Consider the following 22,996-nt stretch of genomic DNA (forward strand, 5'->3'; position numbering starts at 1 on the left):
AAAATAATAAAACTATTAATCAAAGATTAAATTAGCAATTATGGAATACTTATTGCTCTTTACTAAGAAAGTAAAAAAAACAAAAACCATTTTTTATATTTTTATACAAACACTATTATATTAAAAAGCACTGGCAAAGATTATCGTATTGTTTTTAATCGGATTTTAATAAAAGCACATATCATTTTTAATCGGATTTTAAGAAATATGTTTATAGGCATTTTAATCGGATTTTAATATTAAAAAATCATATTAGAAAACTGGGTTATTTAATGGGTTACTATAAAATATAAAATATCTATTTTATAGGTATTTAGATACTTTTTTTAATATTCTGCTAAATCCACCATTCTATTATAAGTTATAGACTCTCTCTCTTTAAAATAATAATTTTTAGTCCTTTAAATATTTCGGTCTTGTGTAAAAAAATATGTGATGTGATTTTTTGAAAGATAAAGTGGTGGTTAGAGGCAGAATCGAACTGCCGACACGCAGATTTTCAGTCTGCTGCTCTACCGACTGAGCTATCCAACCACTTAGTTTGATAAAGTAAAAATGTAATTGTATCTTTTTTTCTTTAATTTAAGTTTAAATACAAAAATAAAATTTTATTTCCCTTAAAGTTTTAATAAGATAGAATACCCGCTTTAGATCATTATCAAATGGAAATTTTTTGAAACAATTTGGATTAGATAGACGAACTTTTAAAATTTTACTAGCTGGTTATATTATTATTGCATTGTTTGGGGCTTTATTGCTACATTCAAGCTGGGCACATACAACTCCTATTGATTTTTTAGATGCCTTTTTTACAAGCACATCTGCTGTTAGTATGACAGGATTGGCAGTTAAGAACACTGCGGTTGATTTTACCTTAGCAGGACAAATTATTATCTTAGCTTTGGTACAAATTGGAGGCTTGGGATATATGGGTATAGGTTTGTTTGTTTATATACTCATACGCAAAAAAGTGGGATTTAGTGCAAGAAATTTACTAAAAGAGTCTTTATTTTATCCATCAATGGATGGTTTATTTAAATTTTTTAAAAAGGTTTTACTGTTCATTTTTACTATAGAATTGATAGGTGCTATACTTCTTACCATGCGTTTTGCCCTTGAAATGAATTTTAAGAAAGCTTTATGGTTTGGAATTTTTCATTCTATTAGCGCTTTTAATAATTCTGGGTTTACCATATTTGAACATGGACTTATAGCTTACAAACATGATATAGCAATTAATCTTATTATCACTTCTTTGATTATTATTGGAGGGCTTGGATATTTTGTTTTGGTTGAATTATACTTTTTTCAAAGAAAAAAATTGCAAAATTTAAGCCTACATACAAAAATGGTTGTTGTTGCAAGTATTTTTCTTATTTTCTCTTCAACGCTTATTATTTTTGCTTTTGAATACTCAAATCCTCAAACTATAGGACATTTTTCATTTTTTGATAAAATTTTAAGCTCATATTTTATCGCTATTAATTACCGCACAGCAGGATTTAACACCTTAGATATGGGACATTTGCATGATGCGAGCTTATTTTTTGGATCATTGTTTATGGTTATTGGTGGTGCACCAGGAGGAACAGCTGGGGGTATGAAAGTAACAACTGTAATGGTTTTATTGCTCTATGCTTATTGGAGTATCCGAGATGGAAGAGTTAGAATTTTTGGACATGAAATTCCAAGAGAAACTATATCTAAAGCTTTTATTATAGCTGTAGGTTCAGCTGTTTATATAGTAATAGCTGTTATTTTGCTTTCCTTGCTAGAGTCAAATTTTGATTTTATAGCCTTACTTTTTGAAACTTCTTCAGCTTTTGCAACGGTAGGAATTTCGGTAGGAAATGGTGGAACTTTATCTTTATGCGCTTTGTTTAGCGATCCTAGCAAGGTGATTATCATCATTATGATGCTAAGTGGCAGGATAGGTGTTTTTGCTTTTTTACTCTCGGTATTCAAACAAGACAAAGCTATTCATTTAAAATTCCCTGAAGGAAAGGTTAATTTATAAAGGTAAAATCGTGAAAAATCTTAATTATGGAATCATAGGACTTGGAAAATTTGGATCAGTTGTAGCAGATGAACTCATTGCTGGAGGTCATACTGTTATCGTTGCGGATAAAGATGAGGAAGCTTTAAAAAGTATACAAAATCCTCCAAGCTATGCTTATATTTTAGATTCTACAAATATTTCAGCCCTAAAAGAAGCAGGCTTTCATGATGTTGAAGTTGTTATTGTTAGCATAGGAGAAAATGTTGAAAAATCAATCCTTACTCTTATGGCGCTTAAAGATATAGGTGTTAAAAATATCATTGCTAAAGCAACCTCTAATATCCATGGTCAAATTCTTTCTAAGTTAGGTGCAACAAAGGTTATTTATCCTGAAAAAGAAAGTGCTAAAAGACTAGTAAAAGAATTTTTAACTAAAGATGCTGATTATGAAGTTTTTGATCTTTCAGCAAATACTATACGAGCTATTAAGATCAATATAGATGAAAAATTAGCAGGAAATTCTTTAAAACATATAGCACAAAATATGAAAGTGATTTCTTATAAAAAATTAAATAGCGACTGGGAAATATTGCCTGATTTAGAAACCACGACAGTTTATAGTGGAGATGTTGTAATACTCCTTGGAACAGTTAAAGAACTTAGAGAATTTGAACACTAAACAAGATTTAAAGCCTTGCAAGCCTTTACAAAACGCTTTAAGGCTGTTTTTTCTTTGGTAGAAATTTTATGATATATAACTTCATCTAAATAATATCTAACATCTTTTATATCTAAATCCCTTGTTTTGGCATAATTTTGCAGTATATAATAAGGAATTTTAATCTTTGTTTTTGGAAATTTTTTCAAAATTTGTTTATATAAAGCTTTTTTTTGCACACAAGAAAATCTAGCAAAAACAAAAGGCAATCCTGTTTTTTCGTGCCATTTTGCACATAAATCGATATATTTAGAAGGATCTTTTAGATAAAGCTTTAAAGCCTTATCACCTATAATTACTTTTCCATCTTGTTTTAATACTTTAACTAAAGCATTTGAAGTTGCTGAACTTGGATCTTTGGCATTTGATGTATTTTTTTCTACTAATACACTTAAAACTCTTTTATTAGCACAAATACCCAAATCTAAATTTTTATATTTTTTTCTAGCACTTTCTATGCTTGAAATGATAGCTGCATCAATTCTTCTATAAAATAAATCTTTATTTAGCTTACTTGGAACTCCTTTTTTATACTCCATACTTGCTTTATAACCATTAGGTAGGGGATATTTCTTAAGATATATATGTAAAGGTAAAAGATTAATATAATCAATTTTTCCAAAAATCATCTCTTTTAAAGAGTGTTAAACACTCTATCTCCTGCATCTCCAAGCCCTGGGATAATATAACCTTTTTCATTTAAACCTTCATCAATACAAGCCACAAAAACTTCCACATCACCATGCACTTGGCTAAATTTTTGCAAACCTTGCAAAGCAGTAAGTATGGATATAAATTTTATTTTTTTAACTCCTTGGCTTTTTAAAAAATTACAAGCCTCTATAGCAGTTCCACCTGTAGCAAACATAGGATCTATGACAATAGCGGTGCGTTTTTTTGCATCTTTGGGAAGTTTTTGAAAATAAAAATCCGCCTTTAAAGTTTCTTCATTTCTTACAAATCCCAAAAATCCAACACTTGCATCAGGAATCATCTTAAAAACACTTTCAAGCATTCCTAATGCAGCTCTTAAAATAGGGCAAATCATAATTTTTTCATCAAGTTTTTTTACTGTAGTTTTTTGTATAGGTGTTGAAATTTCAATTTCTTTTAAAGAAAAATCTTTACTCGCTTCAAAAAGTAAAAAAGATGAAATTTCATCGATTAACATACGAAATTGAAAGGGCTTTGTCTCTTTAGCCCTTAAAATTCCTAATTTATGTTCGATCAATGGATGATTGATACAATGAATATTTTTCATTTTAAGCTTTCAAAATAAGCTTTCTCGTTAAAATTTTTTACCTTAGCCACACCATCTTTTACCGCAGCTGCTGCTACAGCTGTACTTACTGCAGCTTTTACTCTTTCATCAAAAGGTTTTGGTATGACATAATCTCTTCCAAATTCTAAAGCGCTTAAATTATAAGCCTTTTTAACCGCATCACTTACAGGAAGTTTTGCAAGATCTGCTAATGCTTTAGCAGCTGCTACTTTCATATTTTCAGTGATTTTACTTGCACGCACATCTAAAGCCCCACGGAAAATAAAAGGAAAACCTAAAACATTATTGATTTGATTTGGATAATCACTTCTTCCTGTTCCTACAATCGCATCTTTTCTAAGTCTAGCCACATCTTCAGGCATCACTTCAGGGATAGGATTTGCCAAAGCAAAAATTACAGGATCTTTTGCCATACTTAAAACCATTTCATCATCAAGAATTTTTGGCGCACTAAGTCCTAGAAAAACATCAGCTCCTTTTAAAACTTCTTTTAAAGTCTTTTCCTTAGAATCAACAGCAAATTCAAGCTTTTGAGGAGTTAAATCATTTCTATCCTTAGAAACAACACCTTTGCTATCTACTAAAATAATATTTTCGACCCCTAAATTTCTATACATCTTAGCGCTTGCTATACCTGCGGCACCTGCGCCACTTACAACCACCTTAATGTCTTTAAATTTTTTACCGCTTATCTCCATAGCATTTATAAGTCCCGCAGTTGAAATAATAGCCGTTCCATGCTGATCATCATGCATTACAGGAATTCCTAAATCTTGTAAAGCCGCTTCAATTTCAAAACATTTTGGAGCAGCTATATCTTCTAAATTTATCCCACCCACAGTCGGAGCCAAAGCTTTGCAAAAATTTACAATCTCTTCCACACTATGAACATCAATTTCTATATCATAAGCATTAACATTTGCAAATTTTTTAAACAAACAAGCCTTACCTTCCATAACAGGCTTTGAAGCCTGTGCTCCTATGTTTCCAAGTCCTAAAACAGCAGAACCATCGCTAACTATAGCTACCAAATTAGCCTTATTTGTATAAGTATAAGCAAGCTCATTATCTTTAGTGATTTCAAGGCAAGGTTCTGCAACTCCTGGGCTATACGCCAAAGATAGATCATAACTTGTAGCCATTGGCTTACTTGGCACAATATCAATTTTCCCACCTAAATGGTATTTTAAAGCTTCTTCTTTTAAATTCATTTTATTTTCCTCTAACTTTTAAAAAATTTTCTATTCTTTTTTTACACTCATCAACCCCTAAAAATTCTAATACTTCAAAAATACTAGGACTTACCGCACTCCCTATTAAAGCTATGCGTATAGGCTGAGCCAAATCTTTTAACTTTGCTTCTTTTTTTTCTAAAAAATCATTTGTAAAATCTTCAAAATCTTTACCTGTTTTTTGATCTTTAAGCGTATTAGCAAATGCTTGGAGCAATTCTAAATTATTTTCGTTAACAAATTTTTGCACTGCATTTTCATCATAATTTTGCGGCGTATTAACTATGCTTTTTGCGCCATTGATAATATCATGCAAGGTTTTTGCACGCTCTCTTAATAAATCAAGTAAAAATCCTGCCTTTTCATAAACAGATAAATCAAAGCCAAGATCCTTAAGCTGACGATTAATCTCTTCAAAAGGTAAAGTTTTAATATAATGAGTATTAAGCCATTCAAGCTTTTTAGCATTATAACAAGATGCGCTTTTATTAATATGATAAGGATCAAAAAGCTTTTTCAAATCTTCTAATGAAAAAACCTCATCATCACCATGGCTCCAACCTAAACGCACAAGAAAATTAAGCAAAGCTTGAGGTAAAATTCCCATTTCTTTGTATTCCATAACATCAGTTGCCCCATGTCTTTTTGAAAGCTTTTTACCATCTTCTCCATGTATCATAGCCACATGAAAAAATTTAGGAATTTTAAAACCCAATGCCTCATAAAGCACAATTTGTTTAGGAGTGTTTGAAAGATGATCATCTCCGCGAATCACATCGCTTACCCCCATTAAAGCATCGTCAATAACAACAGTAAAATTATAAGTTGGGGTTCCATCACTTCTTGCAATGATAAAATCATCTAAAATATCTTCTGCTTTAAATCTCACCTCGCCTTTAACCCCATCTTCAAAAACAATCTCACCGCTTTGAGGTGCTTTAATACGCACAACAGGTTCTATACCCTGAGGTGGCGTACCTTTAAATTCTCTATATCTTCCATCATATCTTGGGCGCTCTTTGGCGGTTTCCTGCTTGGTACGCAATTCTTCTAATTCTTCTTTACTCATATAACAATAATACGCCTTGCCTTCATCTAAAAGCTTTTTAACATATTCTTTATAAAGATCAAAACGCTCTGATTGGTAAGTTACTTCTCCATCATGTTCTAAACCACACCATTTAAAAGCTTTAATAATAGCTTTAGTAGCCTCTTTAGAATTTCTTTTTAAATCCGTATCTTCAATACGAAGTAAAAAATTTCCATCATTTTTTCTAGCGTATAAATAATTATAAAGAGCTGTCCTAAGTCCACCTATATGCAAATACCCTGTTGGGCTTGGAGCAAAACGCGTTGTAAGTTTTTCGTGCATTTTTTGCCTTTTCTTAAATTTTTATTGATATAATGCGATATTTATACTTAAATAAAGGTTTGAAATGAAAAAAATTTTATTAAGTTTTGCATTTTTTGCAAGTTTGGCCAGTGCAAACACCATTAATGCTATAGCTGTAGTTGTAGATAAAGAACCTATTACAACTTATGATATAGATCAAACTATGAAGGTGCTTAAAATTGATAGAAATCAAGCTTTAGGCGTACTCATCAATGAAAAAATGGAAATTTCACAAATGAAACAGCTGGGCATTGTGGTCAATGATCTAGAGCTTGATGATGCTATAAATAAAATGCTTGCTCAAAACAAAACCACTTTAAATGCTTTTAAAGCAAATTTAAAATCCAAAAATCAAAGCTATGAACAATTTCGTGCAAATTTAAAAAAAGATTTAGAAAAAAGAAAGCTTTATGAAAAAATCGCAAGTATGGCAAAAACTGATTTTAGTGATGATGGAGCAAAAAAATTTTTCGAACAAAATAAAGATAAATTCACTTTTTATACACAAATTAATGCAAATATTTATTTATCAAACAATCCACAAACTTTAGAAAATATCAAAAATACAAAAAAAACAATCCTTAAACCACAAAATGCATCTTTAAACACAAGCAATGCCGATCCAAGACTTTTAGGGCTTTTATCGCAAATTCCTGTTGGAGGCTTTTCCCCTGTTTTAAATGGAAAAAATGGCTATGAACTTTATGAAGTTAAAAGCAAAGATGGAGCACAAACTCCTGAATATGAGCAAGTTAAAAATGAAGTTTTAAACGCTTATGTAAGCGAACAAAGACAAAATTTCATACAGGATTATTTTGATAAACTCCGCTCTAAAATCAATATAGAATATTTAAGATAAAAATTACAATTAAAATTTCCCTTTAATAGGGAAATTTTAATGTCTTGCAAGATAATTTGTATCGTAGTTATTGTTAATAAAATCAGGATTTTCCATCATAGAAAGATGGAAATCTTTGGTTGTTTTTATCCCACTTATAAGTAACTCATCTAAAGCTACTTTCATTTTTGCAATAGCTTTATTGCGATCTTCTGCCCAAACTACAAGCTTACCTATCATAGAATCATAATAAGGAGGCACGCTATAGTCTTGATAACAATGACTTTCCATTCTAACATTGCGTCCTGCGGGTGGAATGTATTTAGTAATCTTGCCTGGACTTGGCAAGAAAGTTTTAGAATCTTCTGCCGTGATTCTACACTCTATAGAATGCCCATTTAATTTAATACTTTCTTGAGATGGTAAGGCATAACCTTCTGCTACCTTAATCATTTGTTCTATGATATCAATCCCACTTACCATTTCACTTACACAGTGTTCAACTTGCAAACGTGTATTCATTTCTATAAAATAAAAGTCTAAATTTTTATCAACTAAAAACTCAAAAGTTCCCGCACCTTCATATCCTATAGCTTTGGCTGCCTTAATAGCAGTTTCATGAAGCCTAGTGCGTGTTTTTTCATCAAGCAAAATCGCGGGAGATTCTTCGATAAGTTTTTGATGGCGTCTTTGCATAGAACAATCTCTTTCACCCACATGAATCACATTACCAAAACTATCTCCTATAACCTGCACTTCTATATGGCGTGGATTTTGAATGTATTTTTCCATATACATAGTTCCATCACCAAATGCTGTCATAGCCTCGCTTTCAGCCGACCAATATGCTTTTTCAAGATCTTTTTCATTTTCAACCACACGCATGCCACGGCCGCCACCGCCAGCAGCTGCTTTTAAAATCACAGGATAGCCTATTTCTTTAGCAAGTTTTTTAGCTGTTTCAGCTCCTGCTAAAGCCCCATCACTTCCTGGGATTACAGGCACGCCTGCTCTTTGCATTACTTGTTTAGCTTTTGATTTATCACTCATTAAATTCATAGCTTCTACAGAAGGACCTATAAATTTGATGTTATGTTTAGCACAAATTTCAACAAAATTTTGATTTTCACTTAAAAATCCATATCCTGGAAAAATCGCATCTGCTTCAGCAATTTCAGCTGCTGTGATAATAGCTGGGATATTTAAATAACTTTCAGAACTTCTTGCTTTTCCTATACAAATGCTTGCATCAGCGTATTTTAAATATAAAGCATCTTTATCTGCTTCAGAATACACACAAATTGCTTTTTTACCCATTTCTTTAATCGTTCTTAAAGCGCGTAGTGCTATTTCTCCACGATTAGCAATTAATATGCTTTTAATTTCCATTTTATAATTTCTCCACCGCAAATAAAGGCATTCCAAATTCTACAGGCTGACCATCAGCAACTAAAATTTCAGCGATCCTGCAATCAAATTCCGCTTCAATTTCATTCATGATTTTCATCGCTTCGATAATAGCTATAGTATCGCCTTTTTTAACTGTGCTACCCGCTTTTACAAAAGGTGCTGCACCTGGGCTTGGAGCTTGATAGAAAGTTCCTACCATAGGGCTGTTTATACTTGGCTTGTTTGATTTTGCATTTTGGCTAGGTTGAGCTTCATTTACAACACTTACATTGATAGGTTGTGGAGCTGGAACTGGAGGACAAACAGGAGCTGGAACGTCGCAACACATATCTCTTTCAAGTTCTATTTCAAAACCATCTTGTTCTTTGATCTTAATTTTACTAATATTTGCTTCAGCAAAAAGGTTTACTAACTCTTTAATTTCTTCTTTTGTCATAAAATTCTCCTAAAATTTAAGAACTTAATCTTGTATTATATAAAAAAACTTAAAATTTAACTTTAAAAAAGAAAAAAATCATAAAAAATATAGATTTTTTAGGTTATAATCCTTATAAAAAATTACAAATATTAAAAGGTTAAAAATGGGCTTAAAAGCAGATAACTGGATAAGAAAAATGGCATTAGAATACAAGATGATCGAGCCATTTTGCGAAGCAAATATAGGAAAAGGAGTGATAAGCTATGGACTTTCAAGTTATGGCTATGATATACGCGTAGGGCGTGAGTTTAAAATTTTTACCAATGTTAATTCAACTGTAGTAGATCCAAAAAATTTCGTAGAAGAAAATGTAGTAGATTTTGAAGGTGATGTATGTATAGTTCCTGCAAATTCTTTTGCCCTAGCTAGAACTATAGAGTATTTTAAAATGCCTGATGATGTTTTAGCTATTTGTCTTGGCAAAAGCACTTATGCAAGATGTGGTATCATCGTCAATGTTACTCCTTTTGAACCAGGTTTTGAAGGACATATCACTATAGAGATTTCAAACACTACGCCTTTACCTGCAAAAATTTATGCCAATGAAGGCATAGCACAAGTGTTGTTTTTGCAAGGCGATGAAAAATGCGACACCACTTATAAAGACAAAAAAGGCAAGTATCAAGCCCAAACTGGCATAACCTTGCCAAGAATTTTAAAATAGGAACACTTGTTGCTTTAATTTTAAAAAAACTTAAGCAAAGGAAGGCAAAATGTTTAACAAAAAAAATATCTTAATCACAGGCGGAACAGGCTCTTTTGGAAAAACCTACACTAAGGTTTTACTAGAAAACTATAAACCTAATAAAATCATCATTTATTCTCGTGATGAGCTCAAACAATTTGAAATGGCAAGCGTCTTTAATGCTCCTTGTATGCGTTATTTCATAGGAGATGTAAGAGATAAAGAGCGCTTAAGTACTGCTATGCGTGATGTGGATTTTGTTATACATGCTGCTGCGATGAAGCATGTGCCTATTGCTGAATATAACCCTATGGAATGTATAAAAACAAACATCCACGGCGCGCAAAATGTCATAGATGCTTGTTTTGAAAATGGGGTTAAAAAATGTATCGCTCTTAGTACGGATAAGGCTTGTAATCCTGTAAATTTATACGGTGCAACCAAACTTGCAAGCGATAAGCTTTTTGTCGCTGCAAACAACATAGCAGGTAACAAGCAAACACGCTTTGGTGTTACAAGATATGGCAATGTTGTAGGTTCAAGAGGTTCAGTGGTGCCTTTCTTTAAAAAACTCATCAGCGAAGGAGCTAAAGAACTTCCTATCACCGATACGAGAATGACTCGTTTTTGGATCAGCCTTGAAGATGGAGTAAAATTTGTACTGAGTAACTTTGAAAGAATGCATGGAGGAGAAATCTTTATCCCTAAAATTCCTTCGATGAAAATCACCGATCTAGCCCATGCTCTAGCTCCTAATTTAAGCCATAAAATCATAGGCATAAGAGCAGGAGAAAAACTACATGAAATCATGATTTCAAGCGATGATAGTCATTTAACCTATGAATTTGAAAACTACTATGCTATAAGCCCGAGTATTAAATTTGTAGATAAAGATAATGACTTTAGTATCAATGCCATAGGCGAAAAAGGACAAAAAGTAAAAGATGGTTTTTCTTATAGCTCGGATAATAATCCTTTATGGGCAAGCGAAAAAGAACTTTTAGAAATCATCAATCATACTGAAGGTTTTTAAAATGCTTACTTATTCTCATCAAAACATCGATCAAAGCGATATAGATACGCTTACAAAAGCTTTAAAAGATGAAATTTTAACTGGAGGTAAAAAGGTAGATGAATTTGAAGAAGCCCTTTGCGAATATGTGGGCGTAAAACACGCTTGTGTATTAAACTCAGCTACTTCAGCTCTTCATCTTGCCTACACAGCATTAGGTGTCCAAGAAAAAATCGTTTTAACCACTCCTTTAACCTTCGCTGCTACGGCTAATGCAGCCTTAATAGCTGGAGCTAAGGTAGAGTTTATCGACATTAAAAACGATGGCAATATTGACGAAAAAAAACTAGAAGCAAGACTTTTAAAAGATAGTAAAAATATAGGAGCTATTAGCGTGGTGGATTTTGGGGGAAATAGCGTTGAAATAGATGAAATTTCAAGCCTTGCTAAAAAATACAATATCCCTTTAATCGATGATGCAAGCCATGCTTTAGGTGCCTTATATAAAAGTGAAAAAGTGGGAAAAAAAGCCGATCTTTCTATCTTTTCTTTTCACCCTGTTAAGCCTATCACTACTTTTGAAGGTGGGGCTGTGGTGAGTGATAATGAAGAGCTTATCGCTAAAATCAAGCTTTTAAGAAGTCATGGTATCGTTAAAAAAAGACTTTGGGATAGTGATATGGTAGAACTTGGTTATAATTACCGCTTAAGTGATGTTGCTTGTGCTTTAGGGATAAACCAGCTTAAAAAACTCGATCGCAATCTTGAAAAAAGAGAAGAAATCGCAAGCTTTTACGATAAGGAATTTGAAAGAAATCCGTATTTCTCCACGATAAAAATCAAAGATTATAAAAAAAGCTCGAGACATTTGTATCCTATTTTGCTTTTTCCTGAATTTTATTGTCAAAAAGAAGAACTTTTTGAAAACTTACTTCATGCAGGAGTTGGTGTACAGGTGCATTATAAACCGACTTATGAGTTTAGTTTTTATAAAAAACTCTTAGGAGAAATAAAACTTCAAAATGCGGATAATTTTTACAAAGCCGAGCTTAGCATACCTTGTCATCAAGAAATGAATCTAAAAGATGCAAAATTTGTAAAAGATACTTTATTTAGCACTCTTGAAAAAGTTAAAAAGGGATATTGTGGATAAGCTAGACTTTAGAAGTCAAGATTTTGGCCAAACTGGAAAGGCTATGTATGAACTAGCTTGTGAACTTTTTCCTATCCCTAGAAGCATCACAGGGCAAGGTTTTAGAGCTAGCTTAAAAATTTTAAATAAAACTCTGGGGGGGGGTATACTCAAATTTCACTCTATTAAAAGTGGCACAAAGGTTTTTGACTGGATAGTCCCTGATGAATGGAACGCCAAAGAAGCCTATATCATTACTCCAGAAGGAGAAAAAATTTGTGATTTTAAAAAGCACAATTTACACCTTCTAAACTATAGTGAAGCCATCGATCAAGAAATCGAACTTGAAGAACTTCAAAATCATCTTTACTCCATAGAAGAAATGCCCGATGCTATTCCTTATGTAACGAGTTATTACAAAAGACGTTGGGGATTTTGTCTCACGCATAATGAAAGAAAAAAACTTAAAAAAGGCAAATACAAAGTTTATATCGATGCAAAACATGATAAAAATGGGGTTTTGGACTATGCTGATTTTATCCTACCTAGCACACAAAATTCAAAAGATGAAATTTTAATTTCAACCTATCTTTGCCACCCTTCCATGGCAAATAATGAGCTTAGTAGCCCTGTGGTAGCTATTTTCTTAGCAAAATGGCTTTTGAGTTTAAAAGAAAGAAGATATAATTACCGCTTTGTCATCATCCCTGAAACCATAGGCTCTATAGTCTATCTTAGCAAACATTTAGAGCATTTAAAAAAACATGTTAAAGCAGGCTTTGTGCTTTCTTGCTTAGGCGATGATCATGCTTACTCACTCATACATACACCTAAAGAAAACACTCTAAGCGATAAAGTTGCCCTGCATACGCTTAAAAATAAAGAAAATTTCAAAGCTTTTGGTTTTTTAGATCGTGGAAGCGATGAAAGACAATATAATGCTCCGCTTGTAAATCTTGGCATAGTAGGAGTATCTCGCACCAAGTATGGAGAGTATAAACAATACCACACTTCAAAAGATGATCTCAATTTTATCTCTGAAAAAGGTTTAATGGGTGGACTTCAAAGCATGCAAGAAATGATTTTAAATCTAGAAATCAACGCTGTATATGAAAACACTATAGCATGCGAACCTAATCTTGGCAAAAGAGGACTATATCATACCCTTAGCACTGCCAATGACATTCCTTTGGCTTGTAATTTTCTAGCTTATTGTGATAAGGAAAATGATATCATCGATATAGCCAATATCTTAAACATGCAAGCTTATGAATTTAAAGAACTTTTGGAAAAAATTTTAGAATACAAACTAGTGAGGAAAATATGAAAGAGCTTTTAAAATATAATGGAAAAATATATTCTCAAGATGATTTAATAGAAGTTTTGATAAAACTAGGTATACAAAAAGGCGATATCATTTGCTCTCATAGCGAGATTTACAGCTTTGGCATTCCTCTTTTACCTATAAAAGATTTTTTAAATGCTTTACTTGAGTGTTTATTTGAAGTCATTGGCAAAGAAGGGACGCTTATTATGCCAACTTTTACTTACAGTTTTTGCAAAAACGAAGTTTATGATAAGCTTAATTCTAAATGTACCGTAGGAGCTTTAAATGAATTTTTTAGAAAACAACAAGGGGTAAAAAGAACCAATGATCCTATCTTTTCTTTTGCTGTAAAAGGTGCTCATGAAGAATTGTTTTTAAACAAAGAACAAAAATCGTGCTTTGATGAAAACTGTGTTTATGCAATACTTACACGAAACAATGGAAAAATTTTAAATTTTGGAAATAAAGATTGCTTTACTTTTGTCCATTATCCTGAAGAAGTTTGTCAAATATCTTATAGATACAATAAAAATTTTCAAGGATTTATCATTGATGAAAATGGTAAAAAGTATGAAAAAAATATAAACTACTTTGTTCGTAAAGAAAATTTACTTCCAGATGATAATAAAATCTTTAATTATTTGATACAAAATAAACAATATAACTATCTAAATTTTGCAAGTGGAACTATTGGAGTATTCAACTGTCTAGAAAGCTTTAAAAGCTTTATTGAGATATTTAAACACAATGATAATATTTTTCTTACTAATAAAAGTTTAACAATCCTAGGAATTAAAAATCAATAATTCACTTTCAAACTCAAGCTTATTAAACAAAGCTACACCTATAGATAAGCCAACACCAAAACCCGCCATTATAATGTTATTTTGATGATATTTTTTTTCCTCTGCAAGCAAAATTGCTATGGAGGTACAACTCGTATTAGCATATTTTGTTATATTTATTGGAAAACACTCGTCGGATATTTTTAATTTATCTTTTATTTGCAATAAAGCATAATGATTTGCTTGATGTAAAAAGAATTTATTTATATCTTTAATATCTAATTGATTTTTTTCTAAAATCTTTAAAATCATATTTGGAACATTCTTAAATGTAAAATTAAAAACTTCCAAACCTTTCATTTCCATGCAAGTTTTAATATTTGTATTTCCATCGCTATCTTGATATTCTTGAAATGATTCACAATTGATTAAGCTAGCACTGCCTCCATGCGGCACAATAATAGCATTTCGTCCAGAACCATCCGTTTCAAATAAGAATTGAACATTAAATCCATGGCAATATTCTAAAGCAGTACAACTTGCTGCATCGCTAAATAAAAAAGCTACAGACTGATTTTTAGGATAAATAAAATCATTAATAGGATCGCCCACAAAAAGTAAAATTTTATCACTCTCTTCGTTTAAATGACTCATTGCTGCAAAAATTCCATACACATAGCCAGAACAACCCATCACAATATCATAAGCAAAGCAATCTTTAGATAATCCCAACTCTTCTTGTAATAATACAGCAGTAGATGGAAATCTGTATTCGTGGTTTTGGGATACTACTATAATCCCCTTAATTTCATCTTTATTCCAATTTTGCTTTTTAATTACATGTTCTCCGGCTTGTTTATAAAGACTGAGCATATTTTCATTTTTATTCCTATCTAGAATATAACGTTCTTTTATACCAGACAAACGAATAATTTTATTTTTTGTTTTTTCATCAAAATTAGGATTATCTATATTTTGAATTTTTTTAGATGGTAAAATTCCACACACATAAGAAATTTTTTTATTTTTTAAATTTATCATACAAATTTTCCAAGTTTTAATAAATCTTTAACAGTTTTAAGAGCTCTAATTTCAACAGGTGAAATTTCTATATTTAATTTTTTTTGAAATAGCATGGTTATCTCTAAGAAAGCTATACTATCAAAGTCATTAAAAGAATTCAATTCCATTTCTTCTGTTAAACTATTTGCATCAATCATTAAAATTTCAGCAACTGCTTTTAAAAAATCATTTTTATCCATATTTAAACTCCTAATTTATACTCTAAAAATATCGTCAATTTAAAAAAAATATTTATAAAATCCATTTTAACTTAAAAAATATCACAATATATTGGTATAATTTTATCAAAATATACATAAAAATTCTTAAGGAAAACTACATGGAAAAGCAATTTTATGAAATTTTAAAAAATATACTAGAAATTGAAGTTAACGAACATACAAATTTAAGCATGAATAATTGTCCCGAATGGAATTCTTTAGCTCATATTGATATCATTATGAGCCTAGAAGAAGAATTTGAAATCAAATTTGACAAAGAGAAACTTACAGAATTAAACTCACAAAATATGCTTTTAAAAGAAATTAAAAAGTTAAAAAATGAATAATATTTCTCAAAAAAATTTAGAACTTTTTTCAAAATTAAGCGGTGATTTCAACCCTTTGCATTTAGATCAAAAATTTGCCAAAAATTCTTATTATGGCGATCAAGTTATCTATGGAATTTATCAAGTTTTTCTAACACTAGAAAACTTTTTAAAAAAAAATCAAAAAAATATTAAAATTCAAAAAATTAAAGCTAGTTTTATTAATCCACTTTTCAAAAATGAAAACTTTAAGCTAAAATCTATAAAATCCAAAAATAATTTTTTAAAAAAATATGAAATTACAAATAAAAATAAAATTTTGAGCAAAATTGATTTTGAATTTCAAGAAGAATTAAAATTACACAATCCTTATGAAAGTAATTTTTTTAATAAATACGATGCTATTTCAAATCCTTTATCAAAAGAAAAAAATGCAAAAGAAGAATTAAAATATAACACCATTTTGTTTAAACAGCTTTTTCCATTATGTGCAAATTATTTAAATCCACAAAATATAGCTGTACTACTCGCTAGTACGCGTATAGTGGGCATGAAAATTCCGGGTCTTCATAGTATTTATTCTAGTTTAAATTTAAATTTTTCAAATGATAATATTGAAAACAAGCAATTGATCTATAACTACGAAAAGCATCATTCCATAGAGTGCTATTTAATAGACTTTATAAACCCTTGCAAAGGCTCTATTAAAGCTTTTATTCGTCCGCAACTTGTAGAAAATTTAAACTACAGAAGTCTTGTTTTAAAATATCCAAATATATCAAAAAATAAAAACTTTAAAGAACAAAAGGCATTAGTCGTAGGAGCTAGTAGTGGTCTTGGAAATACTTGTGCTAAAATTTTAGCATTAGGAGGGGCAAAAATTTTAGCCACTTATCACACTAAAAATATACAAGAAGATATTCCAAATTGCGATTTTTTACAATACAATGTCCTAAAACCTAGTAAAATTTCCATAGAAAAAATCAAAAAATTTAATCCAACTCATATTTATTATTTTGCAACGCCAAAAATTTCAACACAAAACAACAAACTTGACCGCAAAATGTTATTTGATTTTTTAGATTATTATATTTTTGGTTTAGAAAAAATTTTAAGCTTTACAAATCCAATTTCTTCTTCTTCTTCTTCTTCTTCTGCTTTTGTAGAAGATTTACCCTTAGATATGAAAGAATATAGTATAGCTAAAGCAGCCATGGAAATCTATATGAAATATCTTAAAAAAACAAAAAATATAGAAATTAAAATACCAAGATTTCCAAGAGCAAAAACTAATCAAACCCTAAGTTTTATTCCACAAGATTTAAAAGAAACAGACGAACTTATCGTCTCTATGTTATTAAACAAGGAGCTAAAATGAATCTTTTCTCACCTCATTTAAAACGCAATGAGCTTATAAAATTTGCCAAAGAATTAGACTTTAGTAAAAGTCAAGATCTTCTTATCAATATCCATAGAAATCATGCTTTTGAAGGAGTGCAAAGTATCATTACTCCTTTTTTACATTTTGCCAATTTAAGAGCTGAGTTTAATTTCAGCTCTTATGATGATAGCTTAAGTTTTGATAATTTTAAAGAAGCTAGTTTAGAACTTTTATGGCTGGATTTAACCCGCTATAAAAATAATATGCAAAATTTTCTAGAAGAAAGGCTTTTAACATTAAGAAAAATTTCACAAAGCCCTATTTTAGTCCTTAGTTTAGGAGAATTTAAAACAGATAAAAAAATTTTAAATTGCGAAATTTTTAACATAGAAAAACTCATAAAAGAGTATTTTGATGAAGAAGATATTTTAGACTTAGCTAAAGAAGAACTTACAGGCTCTAAACTTAATAATAAAGCCTTGATTTTTTTAGCACAAATTTTAGGACTTAGCCTCATCCCTACACTCATAAAACCTGCTCTTAAAGCTCTTGTACTTGATCTTGATAATACCTTGTATCAAGGAATTTTAGGTGAAGAGGGTATAGATAATCTTAATTTAAGTCCTTTACACAAAACCTTACAAGAAAAAATTAAAACTTTTAAAAAACAAGGCTTTTTGCTCGCCCTAGCTTCAAAAAATGAAGAAAAAGACGCAAAAAAACTTTTTGAAATAAGGAAAGATTTCATCTTGCAATGGGATGATTTTGATGTTAGAATGATCAATTGGGAGCCAAAGGGTGAAAATATCTTAAAAATTGCTAAAAAATTTAATATAAATACTAATGCTATGCTTTTTATAGATGATAATATCGCCGAGCTTGAAAATACCAAATTTACAGGTGTTAAAACACTTTTATGCGATGAAAATATACTTTATAAAATCAAGCTTTTTCCTAATCTTTTAAAACTTTCAAATACCAAAGAAGATCAAATTCGTGCCAAAGATATAGCAGCCAATGCTTTAAGAGACGAGCTTAAAAGTTTAAGCGATGAAGAATATTTTCAAAATCTTGAAATCAGCTTAGATTTTAGCAAAAATGATCTGCAAAATATCCCTCGCATTAGCGAACTTTTAGGCAAAACCAATCAATTTATCGCTAATTACACACGCTTAAATCAAGAAAAAGTCGCACAACACATGCAAAAAGAACTCATTGTAAGTGTGAGCATGAGTGATAAATTAAGCGATAGTGGGATTATCGCTATTTTTGTTTTTTCTTGCAAAGAAGGAAATTTATTTATTGATGATCTTTGCATTTCTTGCAGAGCTTTAGGTAGAAAACTTGAAACTAGAATGTTTTTTAAAGCTTTTGAACTAGCTTTAAAATTCTTTGATCTTAAAAACAATAATGCAAGGCTTTATTATCAAAAAGGCGAAAGAAATATGCCATTTTTGAGCTTTTTAGAACAAATTTCTAAAGAAATTGAAAAAAACTCAGCCCTTGTTTCATTTCAAAATTTAAATTTTAAAGGACTTATAATCCATGAAAACTAAATCTTTAATCACTCATATCTACGATTTTTTAGAAAAAAGTTTAATCAAATTTAGCGAAAAAACCGCTTTTGTAGAACCTTTTGCTAAAGAAAGAAAAGAAATCACTTATAAAAACTTTGATCTTTTTTCTAAAAGACTAGCCAGTGAAATTTTAAGAAAGCTAGGAAATGATAATCCTATACAAGCTCCTGTTTTAATCATCTTGCCTAAAGGGATTGATTGTTTAATTTCATTTTTTGGAGTAGCACTCAGTGGAAATTTTTATACCCTTTTAGATGAAAAAAGTCCTAAAGAAAGAGTAGAAAAAGTTATAGAGGTTTTAAAACCTAAACTTTTTATCACTTCAAAAGATTTAGAATTTAACTTAGATTTGCCTACACTTTATACACAAGACTTTGAAAGTTTTAATATAGATGAGAGTTTAATAAAAACTGCAAAAGAAAAACATATAGATACTAATTTACTCTATGTTCTTTTTACAAGTGGGAGCACAGGTATTCCTAAAGGAGTCAGCATAGCACATAAGAGTGTGATTGATTATACTTTTTGGGTATGTGAGACTTTTAAATTTGATGAGAATGAAATTTTAGCCAATCAAGCGCCATTTTATTTTGACAATAGTGTTTTAGATATTTTTTCAAGTGTAAAATCAGGAGCGACTTTACACCTTTTACCTAATCATCTTTTTGCCTTTCCAAATAAAATTTTAGAATGTCTTGAAAAAGAAAAAGTAAGCACTATATTTTGGGTACCTTCGGTGCTGATTTATTTTGCAAATACTGAAGCTTTGAATAATTTTAGTTTAAACGCCTTAAAAAAGATACTTTTTTGTGGCGAAATCATGCCTAATAAACAGCTAAATATTTGGCGTAAACACTTACCCAATGCTTTATTTGCCAACCTTTATGGCCCAACAGAAATCACCGATGTATGTTCTTTTTATATCATCAATCGCACTTTTAAAGATGAAGAACTTTTACCTATAGGCAAAGCATGTAAAAACACAGAACTTTTAGTTTTTGATGAAAATATGAATTTTATAAGTCCTAAAGAAATAGGTGTTAAAGGAGAGCTTTACGTGCATGGAACTTCTTTGTCTTTAGGGTATTATAATGACAAAGAAAAAACCAAACAAGCTTTTATTCAAAATCCTTTGCATGACAATTATTTAGATTTACTCTATAAAACAGGAGATATTGTTTCTTATAATGAATTTGGAGAGCTTTTGTGCTATGGAAGAGCAGATAATCAGATCAAATATATGGGACATAGGATAGAGCTTGGAGAAATAGAAAGCGTGATAAATTCTCATGCAAGTGTAAAAAACAGCGCTTGTATTTTTAAAGAAGATATTATTTGTTTTTATGAAAGCAAAGAAGAGCTTGATTTTAAATCTTTTTTAAAAGATAAATTACCTTCTTATATGATCCCAAAAAATTTTATTAAAATTGACAAATTTAAACTCAATCAAAATGGTAAAATTGATAGGAAAGTTTTAAAAGAACTTGTTTAAATAAATATTTTATAATTTCAAAAAAACCAAAGGAGCAAAAATGCAAGAAATCAAACAATTTTTTATCAATATAGAAAGAACAGATATCAATGAGAGTATGGAAAATCTAGTAAGTGAAGATTTTATCGATAGTATCGATATCATGGCTTTGGTTGCTGAAATAGAAAAATTTTACAAAAAACCCTTAAAAGCAGAATTTATCACACCTGAAAATTTTGAAAGCTTTGAAAATATCAAAAAAATGCTTGAAACTGCAATGAAAGACTAATCTTTCCTTGCAAGTTTAAGCTGTTCTTTTAAAGAACTGATGATTTCATTTTTAGAAACAATAATTTGTGCTATAAAATCCGCCACATCATCCCAATCTTTACTTAGTGTGTGAGTTAAAGTATAATTTTGTTCGTATTCTTCCCAATTTATAGGAGCAAAAAGAGAATTTTTATGCGGGAAATATTTGTTTTTTACCCATTCAAGCGAAGAAGCAAAATAATCCACATAAGCCTTAGCAATATCTTTTTGCACTGCAAATTTTAATCTTTTTTCTTTACTGCCTTCAAATTTTCTTCTTGCCATAAAAAGCAAAGAATTAAGATTATCCTGCTTTAAATCTTTTTGATTTAATCTTGACATAAGCTCCATTCCTAAAAGATTAAAACTTTCATTTTTGGTTTGTTTTAAAACAAAACTCTCATCCCATTCAAGTCCTAAATGATAAACAAAATCCTTGAGCAAAGTCCCTCCTACATAATCCTCCCTTAGAAGTCTTACTATCAAATTTTCTTCTCCAAATACTTTAGCATGAGTTTTACAAATCCACTCATAGTCAAAAATATATTTTCTAGGATGATCTTGTGGGGCAAAATCAGCAGAATAATACCCCATATTGTTTTTATGATCTTGAGAACAATGTGAGTTTAAATAACCCAAAGTATCCCTAAAATATACAATAATATAAATTTGAGTAAAACCTAACTCTCTCATAATCTTTTCTAAAATTTCTACATGTTTTTTGGTAGAAAAATCCCAAACTATACCCTCAGCTGAAAAAATAAATTTTTTATCTTTATGTAAAGCACTTTCACTTTTAAAATTTTCTATAGTTCTAAGAAGTCTTTCATTTGTGATATGACTTAAAACACTTTTCTCTTTTAAAATATTTTCCTTTTGAACCAACTCTAAAACCATATCCACCAAAGCCCAGTGTCTATTTGCCACTCTAAGACTTTTTGGGTAAATATAACCTTTTTGCAAAAGCTTTTCTTCATTTTGCATCAAAAAACCTTGTTTTTCTTGATTTCCTGTATTGGTAGTTCCTATATGTAAATATGCTGTCATTTTATATATCCTTTGTCTTTATTTTAGTTTATTATCTCTAATTCAATTTTATCTCCCACATCTTTAAAAGTAAACACTTTGTTTCCACAAGGATAAGAGATGGAATTTTCTTGCATAAAAGATTTTCTTCCTTGCAATTTTTCAAGCATTAAAGGAAGTTCTTTTCTAAATAAAGCTCTATCAGTCATTCTAAGCCCATGTTCTAAACTTTTTATAAATCTACCATCTACATCACTTTCATCTTTTATCAAATGTAAAGTGGCGTCATATCCTAACTCTTGATAACACTTATAAAGCTCTATTTTGTTTTGCACTGGCGCACCTATATCTTGCAAACTATGATAACTCGAAAAAACGATATCACTATCAATATTTGCTTGAATTTTAAGATGATTTGAATTTAAAATTGCTCTGATTAAATAATTCTCATCCCCAAAATAATAAAAAGAATTTATATTCCTAGTCCAATATTTATACACAAAGCAATAAAGCCTATGACCACTTTCTTCGAAATAAAATTCACATTGATTCATTTCTCTTCCTAAAATGCACTCCAAAAATGGCAAGCAAACACCCGAATTATCAATCACGCCATCCACATACCAAGGAGCTATTTTTGCTATGAGTAAAGATAGGTATCCTCCGTATGACCCCCCCCCATAAATTTTTGGTAAATCTGCAAATTTTGGAAAGCGTTTAACTAAATCTTTTAAAGCATTGATATGATCAATAGCTGCCATAATGCCATAGTTTTGATAGTCTCCATTAGGTGGGACAAAATCGCAAAAAAGTTCTATTTTTTGGCTTTCATCAACCAAACCTGCTTGTTTAATCTCTCCAGCTCTTTGTTCTATAAAAGGAATAATTTGTTCAAAATTATCTTCATTAGCCAACAAATGCCCTAAATTAATATTTTTTAAAATACCGTTGATACGCTCTAAATCATCTTGATTGGGAATAAGCTTTGGATTGTACTTTTGATCGATACTTTGTCTTGCACAAAAACAATGATAAAAAACATGCACCGCTACAACATCAAAATTTTTAGCAATATACTCTCTATCAAAATCTAAAAAAGAAATATTTGCATTAGCTCCAAAACCACCCACTATAAAAACTATAGCTTTGATATCTTTTTCATCATCATAGCTTATACGGTATTCAAGTTTACTGGTTCTTTTTATATTTAATTCTACATCATCACAAGAATCAATTTCAAAGGTTTGGTTTATAAGCATTATCCATCCTCTTTGCATTATTTTATTGTATTTTAAAGACAATTATACTTAAATTTTAGTAAAATAAAACATA

At 30.4% G+C, this 22,996-nt stretch carries 23 protein-coding genes and 1 tRNA gene; 13 read left to right on the forward strand and 11 right to left on the reverse strand.

The window, feature by feature from the left end; all coding sequences use genetic code 11:
* Positions 1-458: 458 nt before the first annotated feature.
* A tRNA-Phe gene (locus tag AJN69_RS00520) sits at positions 459-534 on the reverse strand.
* A gap of 139 nt (positions 535-673) precedes the next feature.
* Here AJN69_RS00520 and AJN69_RS00525 point away from each other — a divergent pair.
* Both AJN69_RS00525 and AJN69_RS00530 read left to right on the forward strand, forming a co-directional pair.
* A complete protein-coding gene (locus AJN69_RS00525; RefSeq protein ID WP_044778992.1) occupies positions 674-2,017 on the forward strand; it encodes a TrkH family potassium uptake protein in 1,344 nt (447 codons plus the stop codon).
* A gap of 10 nt (positions 2,018-2,027) precedes the next feature.
* Positions 2,028-2,678, forward strand: coding sequence for a TrkA family potassium uptake protein (locus AJN69_RS00530; protein ID WP_070210009.1), 651 nt, complete (start codon positions 2,028-2,030; stop codon positions 2,676-2,678).
* On the opposite strand, the gene AJN69_RS00535 is transcribed toward AJN69_RS00530, so the two are convergent.
* The 4 genes from AJN69_RS00535 to gltX are packed head-to-tail and all read right to left on the reverse strand — an operon-like array spanning position 2,675 to position 6,603.
* Entirely contained in the window at positions 2,675-3,346 is a 672-nt protein-coding gene (locus tag AJN69_RS00535; protein WP_070288008.1) for a menaquinone biosynthetic enzyme MqnA/MqnD family protein, read from the reverse strand. The genes AJN69_RS00530 and AJN69_RS00535 overlap by 4 nt on opposite strands.
* A 5-nt stretch (positions 3,347-3,351) precedes the next feature.
* Positions 3,352-3,978, reverse strand: a complete 627-nt coding sequence (gene upp, locus AJN69_RS00540; protein WP_070210007.1) for a uracil phosphoribosyltransferase — start codon at positions 3,976-3,978, stop codon at positions 3,352-3,354.
* On the reverse strand, positions 3,975-5,210 hold the full coding sequence (locus AJN69_RS00545) for a malic enzyme-like NAD(P)-binding protein (RefSeq protein ID WP_070288007.1): 1,236 nt from the start codon (positions 5,208-5,210) through the stop codon (positions 3,975-3,977). Before AJN69_RS00545 ends, upp begins: the two co-directional genes overlap by 4 nt.
* Position 5,211: 1 nt before the next feature.
* Positions 5,212-6,603, reverse strand: coding sequence for a glutamate--tRNA ligase (gene gltX, locus AJN69_RS00550; RefSeq protein WP_070288005.1), 1,392 nt, complete (start codon positions 6,601-6,603; stop codon positions 5,212-5,214).
* A 64-nt stretch (positions 6,604-6,667) separates the two neighbouring features.
* Between gltX and salC the strand changes: the two genes are divergently transcribed.
* Entirely contained in the window at positions 6,668-7,483 is an 816-nt protein-coding gene (gene salC, locus AJN69_RS00555; RefSeq protein WP_002861980.1) for a peptidylprolyl isomerase SalC, read from the forward strand.
* A 36-nt stretch (positions 7,484-7,519) separates the two neighbouring features.
* Here salC and AJN69_RS00560 read toward each other — a convergent pair whose 3' ends face one another.
* Both AJN69_RS00560 and accB read right to left on the reverse strand, forming a co-directional pair.
* Entirely contained in the window at positions 7,520-8,851 is a 1,332-nt protein-coding gene (locus AJN69_RS00560; protein WP_070288003.1) for an acetyl-CoA carboxylase biotin carboxylase subunit, read from the reverse strand.
* A 1-nt stretch (position 8,852) separates the two neighbouring features.
* Positions 8,853-9,308, reverse strand: a complete 456-nt coding sequence (accB, locus tag AJN69_RS00565) for an acetyl-CoA carboxylase biotin carboxyl carrier protein (RefSeq protein ID WP_052949200.1) — start codon at positions 9,306-9,308, stop codon at positions 8,853-8,855.
* A gap of 145 nt (positions 9,309-9,453) precedes the next feature.
* Between accB and dcd the strand changes: the two genes are divergently transcribed.
* From dcd to AJN69_RS00590, 5 genes are read left to right on the forward strand one after another with little or no spacing between them, the layout of a single operon-like run.
* Positions 9,454-10,014, forward strand: a complete 561-nt coding sequence (dcd, locus tag AJN69_RS00570; RefSeq protein WP_002861983.1) for a dCTP deaminase — start codon at positions 9,454-9,456, stop codon at positions 10,012-10,014.
* A 49-nt stretch (positions 10,015-10,063) separates the two neighbouring features.
* Positions 10,064-11,068, forward strand: a complete 1,005-nt coding sequence (gene pseB / locus AJN69_RS00575) for a UDP-N-acetylglucosamine 4,6-dehydratase (inverting) (RefSeq protein WP_070286273.1) — start codon at positions 10,064-10,066, stop codon at positions 11,066-11,068.
* A 1-nt stretch (position 11,069) separates the two neighbouring features.
* A complete protein-coding gene (pseC, locus tag AJN69_RS00580; RefSeq protein ID WP_070286272.1) occupies positions 11,070-12,200 on the forward strand; it encodes a UDP-4-amino-4,6-dideoxy-N-acetyl-beta-L-altrosamine transaminase in 1,131 nt (376 codons plus the stop codon).
* Positions 12,193-13,506: a DUF4910 domain-containing protein gene (locus AJN69_RS00585; protein WP_070288001.1), complete on the forward strand. Its 1,314-nt coding sequence runs from the start codon at positions 12,193-12,195 to the stop codon at positions 13,504-13,506. Before pseC ends, AJN69_RS00585 begins: the two co-directional genes overlap by 8 nt.
* Positions 13,503-14,312 carry an AAC(3) family N-acetyltransferase gene (locus AJN69_RS00590; RefSeq protein ID WP_070287999.1) on the forward strand — a complete coding sequence of 270 codons (810 nt, stop codon included), beginning with the start codon at positions 13,503-13,505 and terminating at the stop codon, positions 14,310-14,312. Before AJN69_RS00585 ends, AJN69_RS00590 begins: the two co-directional genes overlap by 4 nt.
* Here the strand turns inward: AJN69_RS00590 and AJN69_RS00595 are convergent.
* Both AJN69_RS00595 and AJN69_RS00600 read right to left on the reverse strand, forming a co-directional pair.
* On the reverse strand, positions 14,292-15,332 hold the full coding sequence (locus tag AJN69_RS00595) for a ketoacyl-ACP synthase III (RefSeq protein WP_070209998.1): 1,041 nt from the start codon (positions 15,330-15,332) through the stop codon (positions 14,292-14,294). The two genes, AJN69_RS00590 and AJN69_RS00595, sit on opposite strands and share 21 nt — an antisense overlap.
* Entirely contained in the window at positions 15,329-15,553 is a 225-nt protein-coding gene (locus AJN69_RS00600) for an acyl carrier protein (RefSeq protein WP_070209997.1), read from the reverse strand. The genes AJN69_RS00595 and AJN69_RS00600 overlap by 4 nt, the downstream gene beginning before the upstream one ends.
* Positions 15,554-15,693: 140 nt before the next feature.
* Between AJN69_RS00600 and AJN69_RS00605 the strand changes: the two genes are divergently transcribed.
* Genes AJN69_RS00605 through AJN69_RS00625 form a run of 5 tightly spaced genes read left to right on the forward strand, consistent with a single transcriptional unit; the run spans position 15,694 to position 20,618 of the window.
* Entirely contained in the window at positions 15,694-15,921 is a 228-nt protein-coding gene (locus AJN69_RS00605; RefSeq protein ID WP_002807223.1) for an acyl carrier protein, read from the forward strand.
* A complete protein-coding gene (locus tag AJN69_RS00610; RefSeq protein WP_070287997.1) occupies positions 15,914-17,278 on the forward strand; it encodes a MaoC/PaaZ C-terminal domain-containing protein in 1,365 nt (454 codons plus the stop codon). Before AJN69_RS00605 ends, AJN69_RS00610 begins: the two co-directional genes overlap by 8 nt.
* The gene (locus AJN69_RS00615; RefSeq protein WP_070287995.1) at positions 17,275-18,837 is read left to right on the forward strand and encodes an HAD family hydrolase; all 1,563 of its coding nucleotides are present in this window, start codon (positions 17,275-17,277) and stop codon (positions 18,835-18,837) included. Before AJN69_RS00610 ends, AJN69_RS00615 begins: the two co-directional genes overlap by 4 nt.
* A complete protein-coding gene (locus AJN69_RS00620) occupies positions 18,827-20,350 on the forward strand; it encodes an amino acid adenylation domain-containing protein (RefSeq protein ID WP_002880621.1) in 1,524 nt (507 codons plus the stop codon). Before AJN69_RS00615 ends, AJN69_RS00620 begins: the two co-directional genes overlap by 11 nt.
* A gap of 40 nt (positions 20,351-20,390) precedes the next feature.
* A complete protein-coding gene (locus tag AJN69_RS00625; RefSeq protein ID WP_002777686.1) occupies positions 20,391-20,618 on the forward strand; it encodes an acyl carrier protein in 228 nt (75 codons plus the stop codon).
* Here the strand turns inward: AJN69_RS00625 and AJN69_RS00630 are convergent.
* Both AJN69_RS00630 and AJN69_RS00635 read right to left on the reverse strand, forming a co-directional pair.
* Complete coding sequence (locus AJN69_RS00630; RefSeq protein ID WP_002880620.1) at positions 20,615-21,685, reverse strand: hypothetical protein; 1,071 nt, start codon at positions 21,683-21,685, stop codon at positions 20,615-20,617. The genes AJN69_RS00625 and AJN69_RS00630 overlap by 4 nt on opposite strands.
* Before the next feature lie 23 nt (positions 21,686-21,708).
* Positions 21,709-22,923 (reverse strand): DUF2920 family protein, encoded by a 1,215-nt coding sequence (locus tag AJN69_RS00635; RefSeq protein ID WP_002880619.1) that lies wholly within the window; start codon positions 22,921-22,923, stop codon positions 21,709-21,711.
* Between the last annotated feature and the right edge of the window lie 73 nt (positions 22,924-22,996).

Origin of the sequence: Campylobacter sp. BCW_4338 (genome assembly GCF_001763255.1) — a bacterium.
In the GTDB taxonomy this organism is placed as follows: domain Bacteria; phylum Campylobacterota; class Campylobacteria; order Campylobacterales; family Campylobacteraceae; genus Campylobacter_D; species Campylobacter_D jejuni.